Annotated in this window: 24 protein-coding genes; 3 read left to right on the plus strand and 21 right to left on the minus strand. The window is 64.9% G+C overall.

The features are described 5' to 3' along the window. Window positions 1-2: 2 nt before the first annotated feature. The 17 genes from R3D65_RS01045 to R3D65_RS01125 form a co-directional block, all read right to left on the minus strand. Window positions 3-998: a branched-chain amino acid ABC transporter permease gene (locus R3D65_RS01045; protein ID WP_371273372.1), complete on the minus strand. Its 996-nt coding sequence runs from the start codon at window positions 996-998 to the stop codon at window positions 3-5. After that, a complete protein-coding gene (locus tag R3D65_RS01050; RefSeq protein WP_371273373.1) occupies window positions 998-1,879 on the minus strand; it encodes a branched-chain amino acid ABC transporter permease in 882 nt (293 codons plus the stop codon). Before R3D65_RS01050 ends, R3D65_RS01045 begins: the two co-directional genes overlap by 1 nt. A gap of 5 nt (window positions 1,880-1,884) precedes the next feature. Beyond that, a complete protein-coding gene (locus R3D65_RS01055; RefSeq protein ID WP_371273374.1) occupies window positions 1,885-2,616 on the minus strand; it encodes an ABC transporter ATP-binding protein in 732 nt (243 codons plus the stop codon). Beyond that, entirely contained in the window at window positions 2,609-3,388 is a 780-nt protein-coding gene (locus R3D65_RS01060; RefSeq protein ID WP_371273375.1) for an ABC transporter ATP-binding protein, read from the minus strand. Before R3D65_RS01060 ends, R3D65_RS01055 begins: the two co-directional genes overlap by 8 nt. After that, on the minus strand, window positions 3,388-4,164 hold the full coding sequence (locus tag R3D65_RS01065; RefSeq protein ID WP_371273376.1) for an enoyl-CoA hydratase/isomerase family protein: 777 nt from the start codon (window positions 4,162-4,164) through the stop codon (window positions 3,388-3,390). Before R3D65_RS01065 ends, R3D65_RS01060 begins: the two co-directional genes overlap by 1 nt. A gap of 79 nt (window positions 4,165-4,243) precedes the next feature. Continuing rightward, window positions 4,244-5,875 carry a long-chain-fatty-acid--CoA ligase gene (locus R3D65_RS01070; RefSeq protein ID WP_371273377.1) on the minus strand — a complete coding sequence of 544 codons (1,632 nt, stop codon included), beginning with the start codon at window positions 5,873-5,875 and terminating at the stop codon, window positions 4,244-4,246. A gap of 151 nt (window positions 5,876-6,026) precedes the next feature. Beyond that, window positions 6,027-7,187, minus strand: a complete 1,161-nt coding sequence (locus R3D65_RS01075) for an acyl-CoA dehydrogenase family protein (RefSeq protein ID WP_371273378.1) — start codon at window positions 7,185-7,187, stop codon at window positions 6,027-6,029. Continuing rightward, window positions 7,184-8,011, minus strand: a complete 828-nt coding sequence (locus R3D65_RS01080; RefSeq protein WP_371273379.1) for an oxepin-CoA hydrolase, alternative type — start codon at window positions 8,009-8,011, stop codon at window positions 7,184-7,186. Before R3D65_RS01080 ends, R3D65_RS01075 begins: the two co-directional genes overlap by 4 nt. Before the next feature lie 12 nt (window positions 8,012-8,023). Continuing rightward, a complete protein-coding gene (locus R3D65_RS01085) occupies window positions 8,024-9,265 on the minus strand; it encodes a CaiB/BaiF CoA transferase family protein (protein ID WP_371273380.1) in 1,242 nt (413 codons plus the stop codon). After that, entirely contained in the window at window positions 9,258-10,784 is a 1,527-nt protein-coding gene (locus R3D65_RS01090; protein ID WP_371273381.1) for a tripartite tricarboxylate transporter permease, read from the minus strand. The genes R3D65_RS01085 and R3D65_RS01090 overlap by 8 nt, the downstream gene beginning before the upstream one ends. Before the next feature lies 1 nt (window position 10,785). Beyond that, window positions 10,786-11,232 (minus strand): tripartite tricarboxylate transporter TctB family protein, encoded by a 447-nt coding sequence (locus tag R3D65_RS01095; protein ID WP_371273382.1) that lies wholly within the window; start codon window positions 11,230-11,232, stop codon window positions 10,786-10,788. 26 nt (window positions 11,233-11,258) lie between these two features. Further along, complete coding sequence (locus R3D65_RS01100; protein ID WP_371273383.1) at window positions 11,259-12,542, minus strand: SDR family oxidoreductase; 1,284 nt, start codon at window positions 12,540-12,542, stop codon at window positions 11,259-11,261. Between the two features lie 14 nt (window positions 12,543-12,556). Beyond that, a complete protein-coding gene (locus R3D65_RS01105; protein ID WP_371273384.1) occupies window positions 12,557-13,306 on the minus strand; it encodes an SDR family NAD(P)-dependent oxidoreductase in 750 nt (249 codons plus the stop codon). Continuing rightward, on the minus strand, window positions 13,299-14,300 hold the full coding sequence (locus tag R3D65_RS01110; protein WP_371273385.1) for an acyl-CoA dehydrogenase family protein: 1,002 nt from the start codon (window positions 14,298-14,300) through the stop codon (window positions 13,299-13,301). Before R3D65_RS01110 ends, R3D65_RS01105 begins: the two co-directional genes overlap by 8 nt. Window positions 14,301-14,302: 2 nt before the next feature. After that, window positions 14,303-15,493 carry an acyl-CoA dehydrogenase family protein gene (locus R3D65_RS01115; RefSeq protein ID WP_371273386.1) on the minus strand — a complete coding sequence of 397 codons (1,191 nt, stop codon included), beginning with the start codon at window positions 15,491-15,493 and terminating at the stop codon, window positions 14,303-14,305. Between the two features lie 2 nt (window positions 15,494-15,495). Then, window positions 15,496-17,643, minus strand: a complete 2,148-nt coding sequence (locus R3D65_RS01120) for an acetate--CoA ligase family protein (protein WP_371273387.1) — start codon at window positions 17,641-17,643, stop codon at window positions 15,496-15,498. Between the two features lies 1 nt (window position 17,644). Beyond that, complete coding sequence (locus R3D65_RS01125) at window positions 17,645-18,418, minus strand: enoyl-CoA hydratase/isomerase family protein (protein WP_371273388.1); 774 nt, start codon at window positions 18,416-18,418, stop codon at window positions 17,645-17,647. 188 nt (window positions 18,419-18,606) lie between these two features. On the opposite strand from R3D65_RS01125, the gene R3D65_RS01130 reads away from it, so the two are divergent. Continuing rightward, complete coding sequence (locus R3D65_RS01130; RefSeq protein WP_371273389.1) at window positions 18,607-19,581, plus strand: Bug family tripartite tricarboxylate transporter substrate binding protein; 975 nt, start codon at window positions 18,607-18,609, stop codon at window positions 19,579-19,581. A gap of 51 nt (window positions 19,582-19,632) precedes the next feature. On the opposite strand, the gene R3D65_RS01135 is transcribed toward R3D65_RS01130, so the two are convergent. From R3D65_RS01135 to R3D65_RS01150, 4 genes are all read right to left on the minus strand, one after another. Beyond that, window positions 19,633-20,274, minus strand: coding sequence for a TetR/AcrR family transcriptional regulator (locus tag R3D65_RS01135; RefSeq protein WP_371273390.1), 642 nt, complete (start codon window positions 20,272-20,274; stop codon window positions 19,633-19,635). 56 nt (window positions 20,275-20,330) lie between these two features. Next, window positions 20,331-22,259: an alkyl/aryl-sulfatase gene (locus R3D65_RS01140; RefSeq protein ID WP_371273391.1), complete on the minus strand. Its 1,929-nt coding sequence runs from the start codon at window positions 22,257-22,259 to the stop codon at window positions 20,331-20,333. Between the two features lie 165 nt (window positions 22,260-22,424). Beyond that, a complete protein-coding gene (locus R3D65_RS01145) occupies window positions 22,425-23,048 on the minus strand; it encodes a TetR/AcrR family transcriptional regulator (RefSeq protein ID WP_371273392.1) in 624 nt (207 codons plus the stop codon). 64 nt (window positions 23,049-23,112) lie between these two features. Continuing rightward, a complete protein-coding gene (locus R3D65_RS01150; RefSeq protein WP_371273393.1) occupies window positions 23,113-24,027 on the minus strand; it encodes a LysR family transcriptional regulator in 915 nt (304 codons plus the stop codon). Between the two features lie 109 nt (window positions 24,028-24,136). On the opposite strand from R3D65_RS01150, the gene R3D65_RS01155 reads away from it, so the two are divergent. Together R3D65_RS01155 and R3D65_RS01160 are read left to right on the plus strand one after the other, a co-directional pair. Then, complete coding sequence (locus tag R3D65_RS01155; protein WP_371273394.1) at window positions 24,137-25,219, plus strand: LLM class flavin-dependent oxidoreductase; 1,083 nt, start codon at window positions 24,137-24,139, stop codon at window positions 25,217-25,219. A gap of 3 nt (window positions 25,220-25,222) precedes the next feature. Further along, window positions 25,223-26,035 carry a flavin reductase family protein gene (locus tag R3D65_RS01160; RefSeq protein WP_371273395.1) on the plus strand — a complete coding sequence of 271 codons (813 nt, stop codon included), beginning with the start codon at window positions 25,223-25,225 and terminating at the stop codon, window positions 26,033-26,035. Window positions 26,036-26,217 lie beyond the last annotated feature (182 nt).

Consider the following 26,217-nt stretch of genomic DNA (forward strand, 5'->3'; position numbering starts at 1 on the left):
CCTCAGCCATTCTTGCTGGCCGCCGCCCTTTCGCTCACCGGTGCCTGCGTGGACGACACCCCGCCAGCCTCCTTTCGCCGGGCGATCCAGCGTGCAAGCGCGGAGAGTTCGCCGACAAATCCGCGGCGGAAGAAGATGATCACCACAAGCAGGATGACACCCTGGAGGATCAGCGCCCATTCGCCGAAGCCGGCCAGTTCGTCATTCAGCCAGATGATGATGCCGGCGCCGAAAAGCGGTCCTGTCAGCGTTCCAAGCCCGCCGAGCAGGGTCATGATGATGACCTCGCCAGACACCTGCCAGGAGGCATCGGTCAGGGTGGCGAACTGGTAGACGGTCGCCTTCATGCCTCCGGCCACACCGGCCATTGTGGCTGACAGCACGAAGGCGACGAGCTTCACCCTTTCGGGTGAAAAGCCGAGCGATTCCACGCGCTGCTGGTTGTCGCGCACCGCCTTCAGCACTTCGCCATAGGGTGAATTGACGATGCGGTAGTAAGCGGCAATCGCCAGGATCGCCATGGCGAGGACCACGTAATAGTAGGTAAAGCTGTCATCGACGTTGATGAAACCGAACAGCGGGTTGCGCGGAATGGCCTGCATGCCGTCCTCGCCGCCGGTGAACTCGCTTTGCAGCAGCACGAAGAAGACGAGCTGCGAGAAGGCCAGCGTGATCATGGCAAACTGGATGCCCTGCCGGCGGATGGCGAGATAGCCGACAACCAATCCCAGCATGCCTGCCACGATGCCGCCAAAGGCGATGGCCAGTTCCACCGAAATGCCGGTCGTCTTGAGGGCAAGCCCTGTCATATAGGCGGCGGTGCCGAAAAACATGGCATGGCCGAAGCAAAGCAGCCCGGTATAGCCCAGCAGCAGGTTGAACGAACAGGCGAAGACGACGAAACACAGGATCGTCATCAGCAGGACCGGATAGAGGAAAAAGGGCGCGGCCAAAGCAGCGGCGAGACCCAGGGCCAGGGCCAGATGGACCGGTTTCATCACATGGACTCCTTGCCGGAAAAGAGGCCTGCGGGCCGGAAGAAGAGGGCTGCCGCCATGAACAGGAAGATGACCACGGACGCGGCTTCCGGATAGAAAACCTTGGTCAGCCCTTCCACGACACCGAGCGCATAGCCGGCAACCACCGCGCCGGCGATCGACCCCATGCCGCCGATGACGACGACGGCGAAGACCACGATGATGACATTCGACCCCATGGAGGGCGAGACCTGGTAGATCGGTGCGGCCAGCACACCCGACAGGGCCGCCAGGCCGACGCCGAAGGCATAGGTGAGCGTCATCATCCGCGGCACGTTGATGCCGAAGGATTCCACGATATGCGGTTTCTCGTTGGCGGCGCGCAGATAGGCACCCAGCTTGGTATGCTCGATCAGCAGCCAGGTTCCGATGCAGGTGACGAGCGAGAAGACCACCACCCAGAGCCGGTAATAGGGCAGGAACATGAAGCCGAGATTCACACCGCCGGGAATGGGGTTCTGATAGGGTATGCCGGTGGAACCGAATTGCTGGCGCACAAGGCCTTCCAGCACCAGCACCATGGCATAGGTGGCCAGCAGGCCGTAGAGGTGGTCGAGGTTCTGCAGCGGGCGAAGGATCAGGCGTTCCATCGCCATGCCGAAGACAGCGACGATGATGGGCGCGACAAACAACGCGCCCCAATAGGGCAGGCCAAGCGTTGTCAGCAGAATCCAGGCCACGAAGGCGCCCAGCATGTATTGCGCGCCATGGGCGAAATTCACGACGTTCATCAGGCCGAAAATGATGGCCAGTCCCATGGACAGCATGGCGTAGAACGAGCCGTTGATGAGGCCGAGGAGCACCTGCCCCATCAGCAACTGGATGGATATGTTCTCGAACATGGCGCTCATACCCCCAGATATGATTTGACCCGGTCCATGCCGGTGTCGAATTCGTCACGCGTCAGGATATCGACGACCTTGCCATGTTCGACCACGACATGGCGATCGGCCACCTTGCGCGCGAAACGCAGGTTCTGCTCGACCAGCAGAATGGTGAAACCCTGTTTCTTGAGCTTCTGGATGATGGCACCGATCTCCTGCACCACGACGGGAGCAAGCCCTTCGCTCGGCTCGTCGAGCAGGAGCAGGCGCGAGCCGGTGCGCAGGATGCGTGCAATGGCCAGCATCTGCTGTTCGCCGCCCGAAAGCAGGGTGCCACGGCTGGCCGCCCTTGCGCGCAGGTTCGGGAAAGTGGCGTAGAGATCGGCATCCGACATGCCGCCTTCGCGCAGGACCGGTGGCAGGAACATGTTCTCCCTGACCGACAGGCCGGAGAAGATGCCGCGTTCCTCCGGGCAATAGGCAATGCCCTTGCGGGCGATCTCGTAGGTGCGCCGCCCGATCAGTTCCTCGCCATCGAGCCGGATGGAACCGGTGCGCTTTTGCAGAAAGCCCATGATGGAGCGAAGCGTCGTGGTCTTGCCGGCGCCGTTACGCCCGATCAGCGTCAGCAATTCGCCTTCCCGGACATCGAAGGTCATGCCGTGCAGGACCTTGGATTCGGCGTACCATGCGTTCAGGTTTTCAACCGAAAGCAGCGGCCGGGCGGGCACGGGGTTGCTCGCGTGCTCATTCATCGACGCCTCCCATATAGGCGGTGACGACATCCGGATTGGCGGAAACCTCGGCATAGGTGCCTTCCGCCAGGATCTCGCCATGCTGCAGCACGGTAATCGTGTCACACAATGATGCGACGACCGAAAGATTGTGCTCCACCAGCAGGATGGTCCGCCCCTCGGCAACGCGCCGGATGAGAGCGGTGATCGGCTCGATATCCTCGTGCCCCATGCCCGCAGTCGGTTCGTCCAGCAGCATGACGCGCGGCTCGAGCGCCAATGTCGTGGCGATTTCGAGCGCCCGCTTCTTGCCATAGGACAGCTCTGCGGCGACCGTGTCGCGATTGCCGGCAAGCCCGACCTGTTCCAGCAGTTCCCCGGCGCGCGCATTGAGCGGCGCCACGGCCGCCAGCGAGCGCCAGAAGTGATAGGCCTTGCCGAACCGCGATTGCAGCGCGACGCGCACGTTTTCCAGGGCCGTCAGGTTGGGAAAGGTCGCGGAAATCTGGAAGGAGCGCACGAGCCCGCGTTTCGCCACCTCGGCGGTGCGCAGACCGGAGATGTCCTCGCCATCGAAGATGATCTGCCCCTCGGTCGGTTGCAGGGTCTTGGTCAGCAGATTGAAGCAGGTGGTCTTGCCCGCCCCGTTCGGGCCGATCAGCGCATGGATGGAGCCGCGCTTCACTTCCAGGTTCACATGCTTGACGGCTGCGAAACCGCCGAAGACCTTGCTCAGGTTGCGTCCAATGAGGACATTGTCGCCACCGGAGGCGGCCTGTGTGCCTATCGCCATCAGATGTCGTCCCTGAACACCGGCTTGCGCTTTTCCAGAAATGCCCGCATGGCCTCCTTCGAATCCTCGTGCTTCGTCATCTCCACCGTCAGATTCTGTTCGAAGCGGTAGCCGTCGCGCAGCGGCATGTTCTCCACCGTGTTGATCGCGCGCTTGGCGAGGGCAAGCGCCTTCGGGCTCTTCGACGCAATCTCGCGGGCGATCTTCATCGCCTCGTCCATGAGGTCTTCATGCGGCACGCACGCCTCGATGATACCGCGGCGGTAGGCTTCCGCCGCCGGCACGCGATAGCCCGTCAGGATCATCCTGCGAGCCAGCGAATGGGGGAAGATGCGCATGGTGTGACGCGCGCCGCCCATGAGGCCGATGTCGATCTCCGGCAGGCCGAAGACGGCATTTTCGGAGGCAAGAATGATGTCGGCATTGACGATCGGCCCCATACCCGCACCGAGCGCGGGACCGTTCACCGCCGCGATGACCGGCTTGCTCGATTCCAGGATGCAGTTGGCCACTTCTCGGGTGCGGCGCAGGTGCTTCCACGTCTCGCCCTTCACCGCGCCGACATTGCCGCGCGACTTGATGTCGGCGCCGGCGGAGAAAATCCTGCCGCGGCCGGTAATGACGATCACGCGGACTTCCGGCGTGTCCATCAATTCATCAAAGACGTCGGTCAGTTCCTCGGCGAACTCGCGCGAAAAGGCATTGACGGGCGCATTGTCCATCGTCAACAGCGCGATGTGATCGGCGATTTCGGTCTTGATCAGGTTGTTCTGCAACGGACATCTCCTCCAGCGGCCCGGCCGCCCATTTCACGAAAACCGGACAGCGGCCTCCCCGCCCTGCCCGGCATGGCCTTCACGCTGGCAAGGCATGTTCACGAAACTGCTCGCGCAGCTTCGTCTTCTGCAACTTGCCCGTTGCGGTGTGCGGCAACTCGTCGACAAAGGCGATGTCGTCGGGCAGCCACCATTTGGCGACACGGTCTGCAAGGAAAGCCATCAGCGCCTCGCGCGAGGGCTGCCGTCCAGCCTTGGCCACGACAATCAGGAACGGCCGCTCCTGCCAGCGCTCATGCGGCAGGCCAATGACCGCGGCTTCCTGCACATCAGGGTGCGCCATGGCGGCGTTTTCCAGGTCGATGGAGGAAATCCACTCGCCGCCGGACTTGATGACGTCCTTGGACCGGTCGGTGATCTGGACATAGCCATCGGCGGTGATCTTCGCGACGTCGCCGGTGGCAAACCACCCTTCCCCGTCCAAGACCACGCCACCCTCGCCCCTGAAATAGCCCGCCGTGACCCACGGCCCGCGCACTTTCAGATCGCCCGACACCGATCCGTCCTGCGGCAGCGGTGTTCCCTCCTCGTCCACGATGCGCAGTTCCACGCCGTAGATGGCGCGGCCCTGCAGCACCTGCACATCCACCTGCTCATCGTCCGAAAGACCCGCATGTTTCGGCAGAAGATTGCCGATGGAGGCCAGCGGGCTCGTCTCGCTCATGCCCCAGGCATGGATGACGAAGACGCCGAAATCCCGACGGAAGCGCTCTATGATGGCGCGCGGCGCCGCCGATCCGCCGATGACCACGCGTTCAAGGCAGAGCTTCGAGGTGTCGATGCCCGGCGTCTCGTCGATATGCCGGAACAGGCCCAGCCAGACGGTGGGCACTCCCAGCGAGAAATTGCAGCGTTCCGCGACGGCGAGATCGAACAGGTTCCGGCCGTCCAGTTGCGGGCCGGGTAGCACCAGCCTGGCGCCGCACATGGCCGCCGCATAGGGAATGCCCCAGGCATTGACGTGGAAGAGCGGCACGGCAAGCAGAACCGTGTCGGCGCTCGACAGGCGCAGGCCGTCGGCCGAACAGGCAGCGAAGGAATGCAGCACGGTGGACCGGTGCGAATAGAGCACGCCCTTGGGATTGCCCGTCGTGCCGGAGGTGTAGCACAGCGAGGACGCTGTCTTCTCATCGAATTGCGGCCAGTCGAAATCGTCCGTCTGGCCGGCAAGCAGGTCTTCATAGGCAAGGCATTCGCCCGGCATGGCCGGCAGATGCCCGGCATCGGTCATCGCGACAAGGGTCTCTACCTTGTCAAGCCTGGGCGCCAGGTCGGCAACCAGCCCGTCGAACGTGATGTCGAAGAACAGGACGCGGCTCTGCGCGTGGTTCAGGATATAGTCGATCTGCTCGGGAAACAGGCGCGGATTGACCGTATGCAGCACCGCGCCGATTCCGGACACGGCGAAATAGAGTTCCATGTGGCGATGGGTGTTCCAGGCAAGCGTCGCGACCCGGTCGCCCGGCCGGATGCCCATGGCCAGCAGCGCCTTGCCCAGTTTCGCCGCGCGCGACCTTATCTGCCGGTAATTCGTGCGCACATCCACGCCTTCGCAGGTGCGGCTGACAATCTCCACGTCCGGATGATAGGCCGCGGCATGCTCGATCAGCGATGAAATGAGCAATTGACGGTCTTGCATGAGTCCTAGCATGCGAACCCTTCCCCTCCCACTGTTGCCCGTTGACCGGGTTTTCTCAAAAAGCTTCCGGCTAACCGACCGGTAAGTCAACGCCCGCGGGCGGGCGAAGAAAAGTTTCAGAAATGTGAAACCGGCGCCGCTGACACGGCTCCGGCACCAGCCGTCATCCGGCCTGCCTGCGCTTGCGCATCTGCCTGACAATGTTGAGTTGATGGATCTGGCTCGTGCCCTCGTAGAGGCGGAACAGGCGGACATCCCGGTAGTAGCGCTCGATCGGGCTGTGGTCGGCAACATAGCCGGCGCCGCCAAACACCTGAACGCAGCGATCGGCCACCCGCCCGCAGGCTTCGGAGGCGAAATACTTGCATATCGAGGCTTCCAGCGCGATATCGGTTCCCTCGTCGCGGGCTCGGGCGGTTTGCAGGATCAGGGCGCGCGCCGCCTCGATCTCCGTCCGGCAGTCGGCCAGAAGCGCGGCGACAAGCTGGAAGTCGATGATCGCCTGGCCGGATTGATGGCGCTGCTCGGCATGATCCATCGCCAGGTCAAGCATGCGGATGGCCGGCCCCGTGCACAGGGCGGCCAGGTGGATGCGCTGCTTGTTGAGCACCTTCATGGCTGTGCGAAAGCCCTGCCCCTCGACGCCGCCGATCAGATTCCGGGCCGGGACGCGAACGCCCTCGAAACGCACCTCGCCGACCGGTGATCCCGCCTGCCCCATCATCCTGTAGGGCTCGGATGTCGTCAGGCCCGGACTGCCGCGCTCGACGATGAAGGCGGAGACGCCGCGCGCGCCGGAAGAACCGGGGTCGGTGCGCGCCATGACGGTGAACAGGCCGGCAATGGGCGCGTTCGTGATGTAGCACTTCCGTCCGTCGAGGATGTAGTCGTCCCCGTCGCGCCTTGCCGATGTCGTTAGCGCCGTCGCGTCCGATCCCGCGTCCGGTTCGGTCAGGGCGAAACTGCCGGTCACCGCGCCGCTGGCCAGGCGCGGCAGGAATTCCTGCTTCTGCTCCGGCGTGCCGTCGGCCACCAGCGCCTCGGAGCCGATGCCGGTATTGGTTCCGACGCGGGCACGGAAGGCGACGGCGCATTGCGACAGTTCCATGGCGGCGAGCACCAGTTCCTCGGTCGTCAGCCCCAGGCCGCCATATTCCTCGGGGATCGACCAGCCGAAAAAGCCGCGCGCGGCCATGTCCTGCACAATTCCGTCCGGCACTTCACCAGTCTCGGCCACCTGCTCCTCGGCCGGATGCGCGACCGCGCGCACCCAGGCATGAACATCGGCCAGCAGCGCATCGAGGCGGGCCTGGTCGCGGATCACCGTTTGCCTCCATCGCCCGGCAGGACCGCGAAATCCGGCAGCCGCCTTTCCAGGAACGCAGCCAGGCCCTCGCCGGCCTCGTCGCCATAGCGGGCGGCATTGATGCCCCGGCTTTCGACCTCGATCTGGGCGGCAAGGCCCTTGGTTGGGGCGTCTTCCAGTTGCGCCTTGATGACGGCGATGGCACCTGCCGCGCCGGATGCGCAGGCAGCAGCCAGCGCCATTGCCGCTTCCAGCGCCCCGCCTTCGGGCACAAGCTGGTTGACCGCGCCGGCAGCATGCAGCCGTTGCGCGGTGACCGGGCGGCCCAGCATGCACAGTTCCGAAACGAGCTGACGCGGCAGGGCCTCGCGTAGGAAATGCAGCGTTCCGCCGTCGGGCGTCAGGCCGATCTTCACATAGGCGACGGTAAACGCTGCCGGTTCCGCCGCGACGATCATGTCGCAGGACAGCGCCAAGGCGACGCCCAGACCGGCCGCACCGCCCTCCACAGCCGCGATGACCGGCTTGGGACAGGCGCGGATGGCAAGGATCATGGCGGCCAGCGCGTCCGTGTTGCGCGACACCTGCGCCAATGTCTGCTTGCGGCTTTCCTGCAAGGCGGCAACATTGCCGCCGGAACAGAAAAAGCCGCCGGCGCCGGCGAGAACGACCGCGCGCACATGAGGATCGGCACCGGCATCCACAATCGCATCGCGAAGGGCCTCATACTGGACCCGGCCGATGGAATTGCGCGTGGCCGGTCCGTCAAGGGTCAGCAGGCGGATCCCGTTTTCCGGCGTTTCGACGCGCAGGGCGGTCCTGCTCATTGCCTGATCGTTCATAGGCATGTCCTTTCAGACTATCTTGCGTTCACGCAGCGCGGCGATCTCGTCCGGCGCATAGCCCAATTCTTCAAGGATGGTGTCGGTATCGGCGCCAAGCCCCTTGGCAGCCCATCGGATCCGGCCCGGATTGCAGGTCAGCTGCGGGACCACATTCTGCATTCCGACCGTTCCGAAATCCTCATCCGCCACCCGCGCGATCATTTCGCGCGCCTGCATCTGCGGATCGGCGGCAATCTGCTCTACCGAATGGATCGGTCCGATGGCGCCGCCCTCACGGGCAAAGGCTTCAAGCACCTCCTCCAGCGTGTGCGTCTCCATATAGGCGGCGAAAACAGCGTCCAGTTCGTCGCGATATTCCAGACGCTGGCGATTGGTGGCGAAGCGCGGATCGTCGATCAGGTCGGCCCGCCCGATGGCGCGCAGGTTGGCCGCGGCCATGCTGTTGGTGGAACCTGTCACCGTCACGAAACGGCCGTCGCCGGTGCGGAACACATTGGCCGGCGCGGTGTACTGGTTGTTGTTTCCGTCGCGCTCGCGCACCAGGCCGAGCTGGTCGTACTCGATGGCGATGTTGTCGAGAATGCGGAACGTCGCCTCGGTCAGGGCCAGGTCGATTTCCTCGCCCTTGCTGCGGCCGCGATCGATGCCGTAGAGCGCGGCCATGATGGAGAAGGCGCCGAACAGCGCGCCGATGCTGTCGCCGATCGGATAACCGGGATGAACCGGCGCGCTGTCCTTCATGCCGGTGATGTAGGTGAGGCCGCCCATGGCCTCGAAAATGCGGGCAAAGCCGCCCTGCCCTGCCTTCGGGCCGGTCTGTCCGAAGGCGGAAACGCGCAGGATCACAAGCTTCGGATTGATCGCCCAGAGCGTGTCGCGGTCCAGGCCCCATTTCGCCAGCGTTCCGGGGCGGAAATTCTCGATCAGCACGTCGTGGGTGGCGATCAGCTTCTTGATGATCTCCAGGCCTTCGGGCTGGCGCAGGTCCAGCGTGCCGTAGCGCTTGCCCCGGTTGGTCACCTTCCACCACAGTGGCTTGTCTTCGCGAAAGGGCGGAAAGCCGCGCAGGCCGTCGCCCTGGCCCGGGATTTCGAACTTGGTGACCTGCGCGCCGAAATCCGCCAGAAGCGAGGCCGCGAAGGGCCCCGCGATGATGGTGGCGATGTCGAGGACCTTCAGGCCGGCAAGCGGACCGAAGGCGGATGCGTCGTCGCCATTCCTGCCCGAGTCCGGCGTTTCCCCGTCATGCATTGGCCGTCTCCCCGTTTCGGCGGCGGCGCGCATAGCCCTTCCAGGCCGCGGAGCCGACGGCCCAGAGGATCACGGCGGCGATCACGGCGACGATCGAAGCGGAAATCGGGCGATCGATGAAGGTGTTGAAATCGCCACCCGAGACGACCAGCGCGCGGCGGAAATAGACCTCGATCATGGGTCCGAGAACAAATCCCAGCAGCAGCGGCGCCACCTCGAAATTGAGCGCACGCATGCCGACTCCCAGAAAGCCGAAGCCGAGCAGCACGAACACGTCGAGCACCTGGTAATTGACGCTGTAGATGCCGATGCAGGTGAAGGCGACAATCACCGGGAAGAGCAGGTTGTACGGGATCTTCAGCAGTTTCACCCACATGCCGATCAAGGGCAGGTTCAGGACGAGAAGCATGAAATTGCCGATGATGAAGCTGACCACCAGGCCCCAGAACAGGTCCGGCTTGGACTGGATCACATCCGGACCCGGCAGGATGCCGTGGATCATCATGACGCCGAGCATGATCGCCATGACCGGATCGCCGGGAATGCCGAGGCTCAGCGTTGGAATGAAGGCGGCCTGAACGGATGCGTTGTTGGCCGATTCCGGCGCCGCGACGCCCTCGATGGCGCCCTTGCCGAATTCTTCGGGATGCTTGCTGACACGCCGCTCAACGGCATAGGCAACGAAGGTCGCAACCAGTCCGCCGGTGCCGGGCAGCGCCCCGAAGAAGCCGCCGATGACCGAGCCGCGCGCCATGGGCATGGCCGAACGGCGCCAGTCCTCGCGTGTCGGCGTCATGTCCTTCATGCGGATCCTGCCCTCCTGAACCTTGGGCAATTCGATGCGCCCGGCATTGGCGATGATTTCCGGAAGGCCGAACAGGCCGATGGCGACAGCGACCAGCGGCAAGCCGTCATAGAATTCCGTCACGCCGAATGTGAAGCGGGCGGTGCCGCTGTTGAGGTCCAGGCCGATCAGGCCGATGGCAAGGCCGAGCGCCACGGATGCCAGCGAGCGGATCGATCGGCCGGTGCCGATGACCGCAGCGGCAACGAGGCCCAGCATCATCAGCGCCACATATTCCTGCGGTCCGAACTTCAGCGCCACGCGCGACAACGGCACCGAGAAGCCCGCCAGCAGCACGACGCCGAACGAGGTACCGACGAAGGATGCGATGGCCTTCATGAAAAGCGCAGGCCCCGCCCGCCCCTTCCTGGCCATCGGGTATCCTTCGATGCCGGTCACGGCGCTGACCGCCGTGCCTGGCAGGTTCATCAGGATGGCGGCGGTGGAGCCGCCGAAATCGGCGCCATAGTAGATGCCGGCCAGCATGATGAGACCGTAGGTCGGGTCGATGTGGTAGGTGATCGGCATCAGCATGGCCATGGTGGCCATGATGCCGACACCGGGCAGCACGCCGACGATGGTTCCCAGGAAGACGCCCAGGAAACAGTAGAAAAGCCCCTCGGGAGAGGCGGCGACCGAGAGACCGAGTGCAAGATCCGAAAGCAGCGTGTCCATGTCAGAAGGCCTCGATCTGGAGGCCGAGCCCGACACGGAAGATCAGGGTCGACAGGATGGAAGCGGCGGCTGCGAGAACGAGCGCGGTCTTGATCGTCGTGTTGCGGTTGCCCAGCGCCGAAAGAAAGACGACGAGGAAGACCGAAACCAGCAGGCCGGCGGTTTCCACGGTAAAGGCGAAAGCGATGAAGGCGGCCGCGACGAACAGGGTTCCGCGCACCTGGTCCCTTCCGGCAACCGGCGGCATGTCGTTGGGCCGCGCGGTGACGATCATCAGCAATGCCAGGACGACCATGGCGCCGCCGAGCATGATCGGGAAATAGCCCGGCCCCATGCTGCGGAGCGTGCCCAGCTTGTAGCCGGAGGCCTCAAAGATGATGAACACACCGATCAATGCCGTCACAAGCCCGGCAATGAGGTCTTCCATTCGTTCAACCAGGTATCGCATTGCCCCTCCCTTCGGTTCAGATGCGTTCATTGTATTCGCGGGTTCATGGCGGCCTGCGCGGCGCCGGCCGCGATGGCCTGGCCAACGATCATGCCGGCGCCCGCGCCAACCAGGAACCGGCACAGGGGGTCTAGCCCGTCCGGCGTTTCTCCGCGCCAGCGCAGCGCATTCACCCGAATGCCGGCTGGCGCCCATTCCAGGGCGATCGTGCGCGCCAGCATCTCGCTGGCGGCAATGGCAGCGGCCGTTTCGGGGCGATCGCCCTCGCCCAGCACATGCAGAAGCGCGAAATCGCGGGTGCGCGCCTTGTGGGCAGCGCAGGCCAGTGCCGTTTCCCGGACAGCACCGAGAGCGGCGGCCGCGCCGGTGCGCTCATTGAGCAGGCGCATGTCGATGACGGCGCGCAGCGGACCCGCAGCGCCGATCTGCGCCGGATCGGCCAGCCTGACAATTTCGTTCGACGTTTCGCCGGCAAAGGCGGGTCCGCCGCCGATCACGGCGATACGCCCCTGCGGTTTGCTGCCCGGTTCCGGTGCAGTCCCCGGGGTGGGCGGGCCCGCGGACCCGCCACCATCGACCAGCAGGGTTTCACCTGAAATCGACCTGCCCTCATGGCTTGCGGCGAAGACAATGACGGAGGCGATGTCCTCGGGCATTGCCAGCCGCCCCAGCGGGATGGTCAGCGCAACCTTGTCCAGATCCACGCGCCCGGCCCGGTGCAATTCCTCCACAAGCGGCGTGCGCGTATAGCCGGGGGCAATCGCGGCAACGGCGATTGCGCGCGGCGCGAGCCGGTTCGCCCAGGCTTGCGTCAGGGCGACAATTCCGGCCTTCGTGGCGCTGTAGGGTCCGCGCAGGGCCAGTGGACGCCAGGATGCGCCGGAGGCCAGATTGACGATGGCCGAACCGGCCTGAAGGATGTCGGCAGCGGCGGCGCAAATGGCCTCCACCGCCAGCAGGTTGAGATCGACCAGTCTTTGAAAGGCCGCTTCGGGCAAATCGGCAATCGATTTGCCTGAGGTATCGGTGACGCCGGCATTGTTGACGATGACATCCAGCCCGCCAAGCGCGGCGACGGCACGCGCCGGCAAAGCGGATGCCGCGGCCCGGTCGGTCAGATCGACCGGCAGGGCGACATGGCCGGGACCCAGTTCGCCAGCCCGCGCCCGGGCGGCCTCGCCGTCGATATCGGCCAGGGCAATGCGATAGCCGCCGGCGGCAAGCTGACGGCACGTTGCCCAGCCGATGCCGTTTGCCGCGCCCGTCACCAGCGCGAGCCGCCCGTCCTGCCTGTCCGTTCCGCCGGTCATCCTGGTGCCACCGCTCACGTGATCGCTATGCCGATGCCGCCGTCCACCGACAGCACCTGACCGGTCACGAAATCGCTTTCGGCCTCCAGCAGGTAGACGATGGCGCGCGCGATGTCGTCCACCGTTCCAAGCCGGCCCAGCGGCGTGTTGGCGATGCGTTTGGCATCGCGCTCGGCATTGCGGTGTTTCGCCGTGCCCTCGGTGGGAATGGCCGATGGCGCCACGGCGTTGACACGGATGTTGCGCGACCCGAGTTCGACCGCAGCGGCGCGGGTCATGCCCATGATGCCCGCCTTGATACCGCTGTACACCAGCGAATTGGGTGCAGACCGGAACCCGGCGGCGGAAGCGACATTGACGATGGTTCCGCCGCGCGTTTCGTCCATGGCGGCGGCGGCGTGCTTGATGCCCCAGATCACGCCGGAGAAGCCGACGGCCAGCATGCGGTCCACCGTTTCCGGCGCTATGTCGGGGATCGCCTGGTAGCGAACCCAGGCGGCATTGTTGACCATGCCGTCCAGCCGACCGGTCCTTGCGACAAGCGCCGCCACCGCAGCCTCGACGCCCTGCGGCGTCGACACGTTCTCGACGACGGGAACCGCCGTGCCGCCAGCGGAGGCAATTTCCTCCACCGCCTCGGCGACGAATTCCTCCTTCAGGTCATTGATGCCGACCACCCAGCCGCGCGCCGCCATGTGCCTGGCCGTCGCGCGGCCGATGCCATGGCCCGCACCGGTTATGAGAACGGATTTGCGCTCATCCATGATTGATCTCCCCGTACCATTCGTTCACCGACGACGCGATCAATGCGTCGCCAAGGGCCTCCAGTCCGTCGGCGGCCGCACCATAGGCGGCAAGCGCCCGCATCTGGCGCAGGTGCCGGTGCAGCGGAACTTCCCAGGTGAAACCCATGCCGCCGAAGATCTGGATCGCGTTTTCCGCGACTGCCGGCCCCTGCCGGGCTGCGTTCAGCCAGGCGGCCTCGCAGACAAGACCCGCCTCCTCGCCATGATCCGACAGCGCACGGGCAATGCCGTTCTTCATGGTTTCGATGGCAAGGGCATCACGCGACATCTTGTGACGCAGCACCTGATAGGCGGAAAGCGGGCGGCCGAACTGAACGCGTTCCTGCGCGTGACCCATGGCCAGGGACAGACAGCGGGCGGCCGAGCCATGGATATGGGCGGCGCGCAGGATGTTGGCGTCGGCATGCAGCTTGCGCACCGTTTCCGCATCGAACTCGATCCCCTCGATCGGGCCGTCGCAACGCAGCGACGCGGCAGGCGCGTCCACATTCCATTCATCCGCCGCCGCCTCAAGGCGCACGACATTGCTCATGGAGGCCAGAACCGCACCGCCACCGGCGCGGAAAATCAGCACGCGGCTGGCGTCGCGGCCCATGGGGGCATTGGCCACAAGCCCGTCCGTGTCGACGCCGCTCCAGGCGATCGTCGCCACGGTTTCGCCCGCGCAGATGCGTCCGGCCTCGCCCGCGTCAATACCGGCCAGCGCCCGTGCCAGTAAAAGGCTCTCGATGAGCGGAAAGGCCAGCAGTCCGGCGCCGGCAGCACCGGCGACCGGAACGGCATATTTCAGCGGCAGGCCAAGCCCGCCGGCCTCTTCGGGCGCGATGACGCCCAGCAGGCCGGCATCGGCCAGCACTCGGGCGCGCCCGGCGCAATCGCCAGACGTTGCGCAAGCCTCGACCGCGGCTCTCGCGGTGTCCTCGAAGTCCTTCGGATCCAGTTCGTCGCTCATGGTCAGGCCGCCTTGGAAAGGTTCAGAATGCGTTTGCCGATGATGTCCAGCTGGATTTCTGTCGTTCCGGCATAGATCGTCTCGGCACGGCTGTGCAGGTAGAGGTTTTCCATGCGCGCCTTCACGTCGCGCAGGGGCTGGCCGGCATTGGCGGGGAAGCGCGAGACCACCTCATGGGCGATCTGGGCGAAACGCTGGTGCGATTCAGACCAGTAAAGCTTGGGAAAGCTGCCGCGCGGGCCAATTTCCTCACCGGCCAGAAGGCTGTCGACAAGGGTTTCGACATGGCCCTTCAGCATCTCGATCTCGACACGCACCTGCGCCAGGTCGCGGGCATAGCCGCGAAGGATGCGCAGGCTGCGTTCGTCGCTGCGGCAGGCCGTGATGAGGTGATCGAGTTCGCTCTCGAAGCGCCAGGCGCGATACATCCGGTTGGTCGCCCGCTCGATGGACAGGACACGGGTCGCCGCCGGCCAGCCTTCATCCGGCGCGCCGAGCATGTCGGCCTCATCGACGATCACATCGGTGAAGAACACCTCGCAGAAGGAGCGGTCGCCATCGATGGAGCGGATTTCACGCACATCGATACCGGGCCGGTCCATCGGCACGGCAAAGAGTACGAGACCGCGATGCCGGTCCTCCGGCACGCCAGTGCGCGCCAGGAGCAGGCAGCGCTGCGATTTCGATGCGCCGCTGGTCCAGATCTTCTGGCCATTCACGCGCCAACCGTCGGCGCAGGGTTCGACGCGGGTGCGCAGGCCCGCCAGGTCCGAACCCGCGCCAGGCTCGGAGAAACCCTGGCACCAGACGGTGTCCATGTCGAGGATCGCCGGAAGGAATTCGCTCTTCTGGCGCTCGTCACCGACCGCCAGCACGATCGGGCCGACCAGTTCCTTGCCGATGGAGTTGACCGCGTTGGGCGCGGGCGCCAGGCCGATCTCGCGATTGGCCTCCAGGTGCTCGCGCAATGTCAGACCGTGGCCGCCATAGGCTTGCGGCCAGGTGATCCCGGCCAGGCCGGCCTTGTAGAGGGCGGCTTCGAACTGCTTCAACTCGTCCAGTGTCGCCGGCGTGTCATGCGCGCGGTCGGTGCGCAGCCGGTCGTTCAGGTTTTCCTTGAGCCAGGTCCGCGCCCGGGCGGCGTAGGCACCCGGCGCGTATGCGGCAGAAGCGGTGTCTTTCATTGCGGCCATTGTCATGTCTTCTCAGCCTCACGATCTTGGGTTTGTCCGGGAACGAGCAGGGCATCGAGCGCGACGGCCCCCTGCCCCTCCGGGCGCACCAGCAAGGGATTGATGTCGATTTCCGCCACATCGGGCGCGTGGCGCACGGCGAAGCGCGAAAGCGCGGCAATTGCCTCGCACAGCGCCCCGGTGTCGGCGCGCGGCCGGCCGCGCGCACCGTCAAGCAGCGGAAACGCCTTGAGTTCACGCAGCATGGCGTGGGCCTCGGCGGCGGTAACAGGCGCCATGCGCAGCGCCGTGTCCTGGAAGATTTCGGCGAAGACGCCGCCCAGTCCCACCATGATGGCCGGCCCAAAGGACGGATCGGTGGTCGTGCCAAGGATGAGTTCGACGCCGCCGGAGGTCATGGGCGAGACCAGAACACCATCGACGGCCGCACCGGGAGCGTGTTCTGCCGCCGCCGCCATGATGCGGCCGAAGGCGGCGCGCGCGGCCTCATCCCCCGTGACGTTCAATTCCACGCCGCCGATATCGCTCTTGTGCTGGATGTCGGGCGACAGGATCTTCATCGCCACGGGCACGGCAAGCCGGGCGGCGGCAGCGCCGGCCTCTTCGGCCGTGCGAACCGTCACATCGTTCACGAAGGGCACGCCGGCTGCGCCAAGCACGGCCTTTGCCGTGGCCTCGTTGCGGAAAACCGACGGATCGAGGCGTTCTGGCGCGATGGCTTCGCCTGGCGTGGCATCCACGTCATCTCCGGCTGCCGGCAACCGGCCGATGGCCGCGATCCCCGCCATGGCGGCATCGATGCCGGGGAAGCAGGCAATGCCCATGGCCCGCAACTGCGCGATGGCGTCTGCCGGGCCCGGAATGCAGGCAACCAGCAGCGTCTCCGGGTGCTGCGCCAGCACCTTGGCAAAGGCGGCGGTGAAAACATCGCGCATGCGCGGAATTTCCATCCCCAGCGCCAGCATGAGGCAGATGACATTGTTGGCATCATCCTCAACCGTTGCCTGAAGCAATTGCTCCATGATGTCGGGATTGGCCGACATTTGTGCCGTGGCATCGATGGGATTCATGGCCGATGCCAGCGGGATGGCGGCCTTGATGCGCGCCTGTGCGGCCTCTCCGAGCGGATTGACAGCGATGCCGTTGGCCGAAGCCGCATCGGCCATCATGACGCCGAAACCGCCGGATGCGGCGATCAGCGCCACCGACGGCGCGCCCGCGATCCGGCGCGGGCCGATGGCCTCGATGGCCGCGCCAATCTGGACGAGCTCTTCCAGGGAACGGACCCGGATGGCGCCGCTGCGGGCGAAAACCGCATCGAAAACCCGGTCGCTGCCGGCAAGCCCGCCCGTGTGCGACAGGGCGGCCTTCTGGCCGACCTCGGAGGTTCCGATCTTGAGAATGACGACCGGCTTTGCCGCTTCCCGTGCCTTTTCCAGCGCGCGGACGAGGCGCGGCCCGTCGCGGCAGGTCTCAAGACAGCACAGGATCACCCCGGTCTCGTCGTCGGTGGCCAGCCATTCGATGGCATCGCTGGCCTGAATGTCGGCCTCGTTTCCGGTGGCGATGAAACGCGCCACGCCGGCACCGCTGTCGCCCAATTGACGCAGTGCCGCGCTGCCGACATTGCCGCTCTGCGAAACGATGGAGACACCGCCCTCAGCCGGCATTTCATTTTCCAGCGCGACCGAGAACGTGCCGATGGCGCGGTTGCGCACGCTGACCGTGCCGAGACAATTCGGCCCGACAATGCGCATGCCGGTTTCCCGCGCCAGCGCGGTCACCCTGTCCTGCAAGGCGGCGCCATCGGCACCGCTTTCGGCGAAACCTGCGCTCAGCACGACGGCAGCGCCAACGCCGCGCGCGGCCGCGGCCTCGAGCGCCGCCACCGCGCCTGCGCCAGGCACGGCGACCAGGACGAGGTCCGGCGTTTCCGCCAAGGCATCGACGGAGGCGAAGGCCGGCAGGCCCTGGATCGTGTCCGCCTTCGGATTGACCGGCAGGATGGCGCCGGCAAAACCGTGCTTCCTCAACAGGTGGACCGGGCGGCCACCGGTCTTGGTCGGATCGGACGAGGCGCCGACAACGGCAATGGAGCGCGGCCTGAACAGCGCATCCAGCCCTTGCCGGCCAGCAAGGATGCCATCCATATCAGCGCCCCTTGAAAACGGGCGGACGCTTTTCGAGGAACGCCATGCGCGCTTCAAGGGCATCCTCCGTCTTCGACAGCGCCATGGTGAAATTCTGCTCCATGCGATAGGCGTCGCGCTGGGGCATGTCCTCGACCATGTTAGAGGTCTGCTTGGCGTATTTCATCGCAAGCGGCGCCTTCTGCGCAATTTCCTGCGCAACGGCCATGGCGGTGGGAACCAGGTCGCTGGCGGAGGTCACCGCCTCGATGATCGCGCGTTCCTTCAGTTCGGCGGCAGTCAGGCGCACACCGGTAAAGAACATGCGACGCGCCGTCGAACGCCCGAACAGGGAATGAACCATGGCCGCGCCGCCGGCCAGGCCGACATTGATCTCGGGCATGCCGAACAGCGCCTCTTCCGAGGCATAGTAGATGTCGCAAGCGGCCATCAGCCCGAGCCCCGCGCCCAGCGCCACCCCGTTGACGGCAGCGATGACCGGCTTGTCGCATTCGCGGATGGAATTGCCCGTTTCGCGGATGGCGCGGTTGTGCGCCAGGAAATCGCCCGGATCGTCCTGCTTCGGGCGGTCCTTGAGATCGGCGCCGGCACAGAAGGTCTTGCCCGCGCCGGTCAGTACCGCACAACGGACATCGTCGCGCTGGGAAATCTCGTCAAAGACCGAAATCAGCTCGTAGCGCGTGGCGCGGTCGAGCGCATTGACCGGCGGCCGGTCAAGCGTGACAAGCGCCACCATCCCGTCCAGTTCCACACGCACATTCTTGCAATCGAACATCGGTCCTCCTCCTGCGATCGACGCTGACCGGTCGGTCAGTCACCACCCGACGTTAGCGACTTGGAATGCGCTTGGCAACCGCCAAGATTGATTTCGACGGCCCTTGACTGACCGCCCGGTCACCCCTAACCTGATCGAGACTGACGGGCATTCCAGCCCGTGTTATGAACCAGGGAGGAAGATCGTTCATGAGCCTTTTCAGCCGCAGAAATGTCCTTGCCGCGCTTGGCCTTGCCGCCAGCGTCGCCCTTGCGCCGCTGTCGTCGGCGGCCGCCGATGACACCATTCACCTGATCGTGCCCTATGGCGGCGGCGGCCTCGTCGACGGTCTCGTGCGCCAGATGGCAGAGACCATGACAGAGGAACTCGGCCAGCCGGTCGTGGTGGAAAACAAGCCGGGCTCCAACGGCATCATCGGCGCTGCCTATGTGGCCGCGGCCAAGCCGGACGGCCTGACCTACCTCGTCGGCGCCACCGGCCCGCTTTCGCTGAACGTGCTGCTGCGCAGCAACCTGCCTTTCAGCATGGATTCATTCGAGCCGGTCGGCACCATGTTCAGCGGCCCGCTCACCGTCACGGTTCCCTCCGCCATGGGCGTCAACAGCATGGATGAGCTGAAGACCTGGGCGAAGGAATCCGGCAAGCCGCTGCGCTACGCCATGCTTGGACCCGGCAGCGTGACGCACCTGTTCGGCATGGTGTTGCAGGATGTGCTGGAGACCGAACTTGTCCCCGTCGCCTACAAGGCCAATCCGGAAATGATCGTCGACCAGATCGGCGGCCAGGTGGAACTGAACTTCTCGACACCGATCTCGCTGGTCAAGCACGTGGCATCGGGCGACCTCAAGATCCTCGCGATCTCCACGGAGGAGCGTATGGGCAAGTTCCCGGACCTGCCTTCGGTGACCGAGCTTGGCTATCCGCAGCTCGTCTCGTCCTTCTGGTTCGGCCTCGTTGCGCCGGCCGGCACGCCCGAGGCGGAGAAGGAGCGCGTCAGCGCCGCGCTCCAGAAGGCGATGAGCGTCCAGGCGTTGCAGGACAAGATGATCAATGTCGGCATGACGCCACATGTCGGCGGCGCCGATGCCATGCAGGCCCAGCTCGACTGGGATGTCGATTTCTGGGGCGGCGTCATCGAGAAGAACAACATCTCGCTGGACTGACCCCCTCACCATCCGACAGGTCCGAAAGCCCCGCCTTGCGCGGGGCTTTTTTCATGCCCGCTCCGGCGCGGCAACGTCCTGGCGCTTGCGCAATCCGCCCAGCAGGATATCGGCATACTGGTTCACGATCTGGCTGGCCGGCAGCCCCTTTCCCGGATCGTACCAGCGCTGCATCCAGTTGATTCCGGACAGGATCAGCCGCCCTGCCAGGGCCGGATCGACCGGATTGAACTCCCCTGAGGCCACGCCCTCGCCGATCAGGTCACGCAGGCGCTGCTCGAACTGGCGCCGGCGTGCCAGACGGGTTTCCAGCCGGTGGCGGTCCGGATCGGACCAGAAGGCATTGCTGGCGGCGATCCAGGCCGAACGGTGTTCTTCAAAGAAGGTGGCGGCGGCAACCATGTAGGCGCGGACCTTTTGCGCAGCGGTGCCATGCTCCGGGATGCGCGAATCGACGAATGCATAAAGGTCCTGCGTCGCGGCGAACGAGATGCGCGCGTAGATGTCTTCCTTGCCGGAAAAATGATGATAAAGCAGCGCCTTGGAAACGCCGGCCGCGTTCGAGATGTCACGCATCGAGGTGGCTTCGTAGCCCTTCTCGGCAAATATTCTCGCCCCGATGTCCAGCAGCGCGCGGGCGCGCTCGCTGGTCTCGTCACCGGGCTTCCCCGGTCCTGTCTCATCGCCCGTCAATGCATCCCTCCCGCACGCCTTGCGAAGCTGCAAGTTTACCGGGCGGTGTGGCGGACTCAAGTCGCCTGTTGCGGCGTCACCACGTCAAACATGGGGTTGAAGTCGTCCAGGGCGGCAAAAAGCGCCTCCACCTTCGCCCGGTCGCCGTCGACTTCCACCGCTTCATCGGCGAGCGTGCTGACGCCGACAGCGATATTCGCGATCGCTTCGTGGGTCAGGGTCAGCGTGGCCACGGCAGCCGGATCGGCCTGGTCCGGCAGATGCGTCAGGCACCCCCGCGACAGCGTCAGGGCAAGGGTTTCTCCCCGGTCGGAAATGTTCAGGTTGATCGCAAAAGCCAAGCCCGCCACCCGTTCGGGGACGAGGCGTACGCCGAGATAGTCGAGCATGGTCGAGACGGTCATGGCCTGCATCAGGTCCGGCCCGAGGGTGCGCGAAATGGTCATTTCCATCACGCCGTGGCGCAATTCCTGCGCGCCATAGAGATAGGCATTGCGCCAGGTCGCCGATTCGGCCTGGTAGCCCAATTGCTCGAACGTGTCGGCGAGCAGGTGGCGGGCCTGGCTGTTTGCGGGTTCGGCGAAGACCAGCTTGCCTAGGATCTCGGCGACCCAGCGGAACGCGCCAGCCTCGAAATCGGCCGCCGCACGCGCCAGAACCGCCTCCGCGCCGCCCATGTAGTCGATCGTCTTTCGCGCCGATTCGACGGCGGGAAGCGCGTGCAGGTTGGCCGGATTGCCGTCATACCAGCTCAGGTAACGCTGGTAGACCGCCTTCACATTGTGGTTCACGGTGCCGTAATAGTCGCGGCAGGACCATTGCGAGCGCAATTCGGCCGGAAGTTCCAGCGCCTCGGCGATTTCGGCCGGCTTCAGGCCGTTGTTGATGCCGCGCAGCGTCTGGTCGTGGATGAACTTGTAGAGGTCGCGATGGATGGACAGCAGCTCCAGCACGCGATCGCGGCCCCAGGTCGGCCAATGGTGCTGGGCGATCAGCACATCCACCCGGCTGCCGTAAAGGGCGATGGCATCGCCGATATATTTCGACCACAGCAGCGGATCGCGCACGATGGCGCCGCGGATGGGGCAGAAATTGTGCAGGTTGTGGGTGACGTTCTCCGCCATGTTGAGCACGTTGAACTGGGGGAAGTACATGTGCATTTCCGCCGGCGCCTCGGAATCGGGCGCCATGTAGAACTCGATCTCGACACCATCGATGACATGGGTCTCCGTCTTGCCGGAGATGAGTTGCGTGGGGGCGATCAGCGAGCGGGCGCCACGGGTGACCGCCTTTCCAAGACCGGTGTCGACGCAGCCGCGCGGACCGGTTTGCAGCAGGGTTCCGAACTGGAACTGCGCCCGGCGGTAGGTCGCGGTGCCGCTCAGCACATTCTCGCCCTCGATGGCCTCCATGAAGCCTTCCGGCGCAATGACGGCCACCTTGCCGGCGGCGACATCGGCAGCCGATATGACACCCTTCACACCGCCATAGTGGTCGGGATGGCTATGGCTATATATGACCGCGACGACCGGGCGCTCTGGCCGGTTGGCGAAATAGAGATCGAGGCAGGCGCGCGCTGTCTCCACCGATGTCACCGGATCAATGATGATCAGGCCGGTTTCGCCTTCGATAATGGTCATGTTGGAAATGTCGAGGCCGCGGACCTGGTAGATGCGTCCGGTCACTTCAAACAGGCCGGCGATCATGTTCAGTTGCGTCTGGCGCCAGAGGCTGGGATTGACCGTGTCCGGCGCGTGCGCCATTTCCTCCACAAAGGAAAAGGCAGCGGTGTCCCAGACGATTCGGCCCTGCGCATTGGCAACCTGGCGCGGAGCCGGGGCGATCAGGCCGCGCCGCGCATCCTCGAAATCCTGCCGGTCGGAGAAGGGAAGCGCGCGAGCCATGGCCGCATTGGCGGCCGCCGTCGCGGCATGGGCCGGCTTTGCTTCTGTCGCGGCCTGTCCGGCACCGGTTGAAATGTTCATCTGCCCTCACTCCAGTCCTGTTATCCGGACGCTGACCGTCCGCTCGTCTGACGGGCGATGTTATTGGGCTGACCGGCCGGTTACAAACGCCCGCACCGTCCGGCGGGGCCGATTCACAGACGTGAAATGAGGGATGTCGCCGGCCACCGGCGTGAACCGGACGCCTCAGCGGCGCGCCAGTCCGTTGTAGATCGTGTCGAAGTAGGCGGACACGATCTCGGCGGGGCGCATGGGCCCTTCCGGATTGTACCAGCGGTGCATCCAGTTGATGCCCGAGAGGATCAGGCGCCCGGTCATGGCCGGATCGACATCGTTGAACTCGCCGCTTTCCACACCTTCGCGGATCAGGTCGCGCAGGCGGCCTTCCAGTTGCTTGCGCTGCCGGATTCGCGTCTCCATGCGGCTGCGGTCCGGGTCGCTCCAGAACGCCGCGCTCGAAGCCACCCAGGCCCAGCGGTATTCGTCGAAAAAGGTGGCCATGGCCACCATGAAGGCCCTGATCTTGTCGCCGGCGGTCCCCTCTTCGGGAACGCGCTGGTAGACGAATTCATAGAGGTGCTGGGCGGAGTTGTGGGCAATCAGCGCGTAGAGATTGTCCTTGCTCTCGAAGTGATGGTAGAGCAGCGCCTTGGAGATGCCGCAGGCTTCGGAAATGTCGCGCATCGAGGTTCTCTCGAAGCCCTTCTGCGCAAAGATGCGTGCGCCTGTGCGCAGGATGTCGCGGACCCGGTCGCTCTGCCCCTCCTCGCCCGGATATTCCTCGCCCAATGGCTGCACAGCGTCCGCCATGTCATGTCCCCTCTTCGGCAATCGCCTTTCCTGACCGGTCTATACCGTCTGGCTGACCGGTCGGTCAAGGAAGCGCGCGGACCCGTCTTGCCCAACTGTCCGAGATAAAGTCGAGATAGAGCCGGAGCTTCAGCGGAACCTGCATCCCTTCGAGATAGGTGGCATAGATCCCCTCCTCGAACGTGGTGTTGGTGATGCGGTATTCCGGCAGGACCCGGCGCAGCCTGCCGGCGGCTAGGTCATCGGCCACCGTATAGTCATCCAGGAGAGCCAGCCCCTGTCCGGCCTTCGCCGCCTCCAGCAGCACCTGGCCATTGTTGGAAGCGAAATTGGCAGGCACCTGCACTTCCTCCACCGCCCGCCCCTCCAGGAAGCGCCACGTCACCGGATCGCCGTTGATCCAGTAGACGAGGCAATTGTGCCGGCGGATATCCTCCGGCACGTCCACCGGTGGCGCGCTGGCGAGATAATCCGGCGAGGCCACGATGATGCGCTGGCTGAGGAACAGGCGCTTGCGCATCAGCCCCGCCTCCTGCGGCGCGGCAATGCGGAAATCCAGATCATAGCCGTCCTCGCGCAGGCGCACGGGCTTTTCCGAGAGGTGCAATTCCACCGTCACATCGGGATACTGGCGGGCAAAGTCCACCTGCAAGGGTGCCAGCACCGCCACGCCGAACATGGTGCGCGAGTGGACCCGGAGCACCCCTGTGGGCACCTGCTGCATGGCGCTCATGCCGGCATCGGCGGCATCGACGGAGGCCAGGATCATTTCCGCCTGACGGGCGTAGAGCTGCCCCGCCTCCGAAAGGACGAGGTTGCGCGTGGAGCGGTGAACCAGCGTGACGCCGAGCCGCTCCTCCAGTTCCGCGATCTGGCGCGACACGCTGGCCGGCGACAGGCCGAAGCGGCGGCCCGTTTGCGAGAAGCTTCCTGTCTCCGCCGTCGCCACCAGCAACGCCATTGCCCTGAGCTTGTCCATCCCTCACCTTTGCAGTTTCTGAAAAGCTGATGCCCGGAATGCGCTTATTGTTATCACAAATGATCGGACTTACCATCCGGTCAGTCAGTCTTTTTACGGGAGGAAGAAGATGGAATTCGGCGTATTCCTTTTGGCCCAGCAGCGCAGCTACGCGCAGTCGTCCCACGATGTCATCCGCGCCTCGATCGAGCAGACGGTTGCCGCCGAACAGGCCGGCTTCGACGCCGCCTGGTATGCCGAGCACCATTTCAACAATTATTCGCTATCGCCCTCGCCGCTGATGCTGTGCGCCCATGCGGCCGCGAAGACCTCGCGCATCCGCCTTGGACCCGCCGTCTGCGTGCTTCCGCTCTACCAGGCGCCGCGCTTCCTGGCAGAGGTCGCGCTTGTCGACACCCTGTCGAACGGACGTCTGCAACTGGGCATCGGATCGGGCTACCAGCAGTTCGAATTCGAGCGGTTCAACACCGATCTCTCGGAAGCCGGCAAGATGTTCCAGGAATACATGGACGTCATCCCGATGGCGCTCACGCAGAAGTCCTTCGAATATGAAGGCCGGTACCTGAAGATCCCGCAGACATCGCTGAACGTGCAATGCGTGCAGGATCCGATGCCGCCGATCTGGGTGACAACCGGAAATCCGCTGGTGCGCGCGCGCGCCATGCGCGAGGGCTACAACCTGTTCATCACGGCGCTTCTCGGCGGCCTCGACGCCATCCGCGTCCTGCGTTCCAGGATGGAAGAAGCCGCGGAAGCCGCCGGCACGAATATCGACGACACCAAGTTCGGCTTCCTGCGCTGCGGTTTCGCCAGCGAGAACAAGGCCGACATCGACGCCTATCTCGACAGCGCCCGCTTTGCCCGCCGCCTTTCCGAAAGCCTGCGCGACCGGCGCCAGGAAACCGATGACGGCTACCTGATGCAGGAAGTGCCGCTGCAACAGGAAATGACACTGGACGAAATGCGCGCCAACCTGCCGGTAGGCAGCGTCAACCAGGTGATCGACCGCATGCTGGAAGAGATCGAGATCCTGAAGCCGCGCCATATCGCGCTCCAGACGCAGCTTGGCGACTGCGACCAGACCACGATGCTCAAGCAGATCGAAGTCTGGGGCGACAAGATCATTCCGGCCATCCGCAAGGCGCTGGGCAGCGATGCCGGCAGCAGCGCGAAGCAATACGCGACGGCCTGAACCATGCGGATCGTCATCGCCGAATCCGGTCCGCCGCGCCTCGAAGACGCTTGCGACTTCCAGCACTTCTCCATCCTCATGGACGAGGCTTTCCGCAATATGCCCGGTGCCGCGCTGCGCGGCATCGGCAGGCTTTCCTGCGACGGCCATGCCTGGGTGCGGCCCGATTGCCTGCGCGCCCTTCTGCCGGTGGACCTGCCGGCCGACTGGGAAACGGGCTTTGCCCGGATGAGCGAGTTTGCCCGGTCCCGCGGCTGGATCGGCGAAGGCGGGGCCATCCGCGCGCATATCGAATTCCGCGACCATGCGGAATCGGTCTCGAATGCCGCCTTCCGCGATGCCATGCGCAAGTTCGCCTCCGGCGTCTGTGTCGTGGCGGCGGGCACGGGCGAAGAGCGGCGCGGCATGACCGTCTCGGCCTTCTCCTCGGTATCGGCCGAGCCGCCGATGATCCTTGTCTGCATCAACAAGGCTTCGGCCAGCCACGACGCGATCGTCAATGCGGAGCGCTTCTCGGTGAACATCCTGGGCGCGGAACAGGACGGCATTGCGCGCACCTTCGCCGGCATGAACGGCTTGACCGGGGCCCAGCGTTTCACCCATGGCGCATGGCAGGAAACGGCTGCCGTGCCGACCCTGGCCGACGCCTTGCAGAGCCTCGTCTGCCGTCCTGCGATCCGCGAGCGCGCAGGTTCGCATACGGTGCTGATCGGCCAGGTGATCTCGGCCAGCCAGGCACTGGAGGACCGCATGCCGCTCATCAACTATTGCGGCACGCTGCGCGGCCTTTGCGGCGGGCTGGAAAAGGCGGCCTGAACACCGGCCCGGACCCGGCAGGAATGAACCGGCGCAGGATGCGCGCCGGTTTTTCCCGTCGCGCGCCGGGGCTTCGCAAGGTCTGCCAATTCACAAATGTAAAACTGCCCTTCAGTGGGCTGACGGCGCTTGAACGACATCCGTCCGGCGCATTTACTTGATCCAAAGACAGCGCTTCTGCT

Origin of the sequence: Zhengella sp. (assembly GCF_041397485.1) — a bacterium.
In the GTDB taxonomy this organism is placed as follows: domain Bacteria; phylum Pseudomonadota; class Alphaproteobacteria; order Rhizobiales; family Rhizobiaceae; genus Zhengella.

Coding starts and splice junctions, on each gene's coding strand:
- R3D65_RS01045 (WP_371273372.1), bottom strand. CDS start 998: ATGAAACCGGTCCATCTGGCCCTGGCCCTGGGTCTCGCCGCTGCTTTG.
- R3D65_RS01050 (WP_371273373.1), bottom strand. CDS start 1,879: ATGTTCGAGAACATATCCATCCAGTTGCTGATGGGGCAGGTGCTCCTC.
- R3D65_RS01055 (WP_371273374.1), bottom strand. CDS start 2,616: ATGAATGAGCACGCGAGCAACCCCGTGCCCGCCCGGCCGCTGCTTTCG.
- R3D65_RS01060 (WP_371273375.1), bottom strand. CDS start 3,388: ATGGCGATAGGCACACAGGCCGCCTCCGGTGGCGACAATGTCCTCATT.
- R3D65_RS01070 (WP_371273377.1), bottom strand. CDS start 5,875: ATGCTAGGACTCATGCAAGACCGTCAATTGCTCATTTCATCGCTGATC.
- R3D65_RS01080 (WP_371273379.1), bottom strand. CDS start 8,011: ATGAACGATCAGGCAATGAGCAGGACCGCCCTGCGCGTCGAAACGCCG.
- R3D65_RS01085 (WP_371273380.1), bottom strand. CDS start 9,265: ATGCATGACGGGGAAACGCCGGACTCGGGCAGGAATGGCGACGACGCA.
- R3D65_RS01090 (WP_371273381.1), bottom strand. CDS start 10,784: ATGGACACGCTGCTTTCGGATCTTGCACTCGGTCTCTCGGTCGCCGCC.
- R3D65_RS01095 (WP_371273382.1), bottom strand. CDS start 11,232: ATGCGATACCTGGTTGAACGAATGGAAGACCTCATTGCCGGGCTTGTG.
- R3D65_RS01100 (WP_371273383.1), bottom strand. CDS start 12,542: ATGACCGGCGGAACGGACAGGCAGGACGGGCGGCTCGCGCTGGTGACG.
- R3D65_RS01105 (WP_371273384.1), bottom strand. CDS start 13,306: ATGGATGAGCGCAAATCCGTTCTCATAACCGGTGCGGGCCATGGCATC.
- R3D65_RS01110 (WP_371273385.1), bottom strand. CDS start 14,300: ATGAGCGACGAACTGGATCCGAAGGACTTCGAGGACACCGCGAGAGCC.
- R3D65_RS01115 (WP_371273386.1), bottom strand. CDS start 15,493: ATGGCCGCAATGAAAGACACCGCTTCTGCCGCATACGCGCCGGGTGCC.
- R3D65_RS01120 (WP_371273387.1), bottom strand. CDS start 17,643: ATGGATGGCATCCTTGCTGGCCGGCAAGGGCTGGATGCGCTGTTCAGG.
- R3D65_RS01125 (WP_371273388.1), bottom strand. CDS start 18,418: ATGTTCGATTGCAAGAATGTGCGTGTGGAACTGGACGGGATGGTGGCG.
- R3D65_RS01130 (WP_371273389.1), top strand. CDS start 18,607: ATGAGCCTTTTCAGCCGCAGAAATGTCCTTGCCGCGCTTGGCCTTGCC.
- R3D65_RS01140 (WP_371273391.1), bottom strand. CDS start 22,259: ATGAACATTTCAACCGGTGCCGGACAGGCCGCGACAGAAGCAAAGCCG.
- R3D65_RS01145 (WP_371273392.1), bottom strand. CDS start 23,048: ATGGCGGACGCTGTGCAGCCATTGGGCGAGGAATATCCGGGCGAGGAG.
- R3D65_RS01150 (WP_371273393.1), bottom strand. CDS start 24,027: ATGGACAAGCTCAGGGCAATGGCGTTGCTGGTGGCGACGGCGGAGACA.
- R3D65_RS01155 (WP_371273394.1), top strand. CDS start 24,137: ATGGAATTCGGCGTATTCCTTTTGGCCCAGCAGCGCAGCTACGCGCAG.
- R3D65_RS01160 (WP_371273395.1), top strand. CDS start 25,223: ATGCGGATCGTCATCGCCGAATCCGGTCCGCCGCGCCTCGAAGACGCT.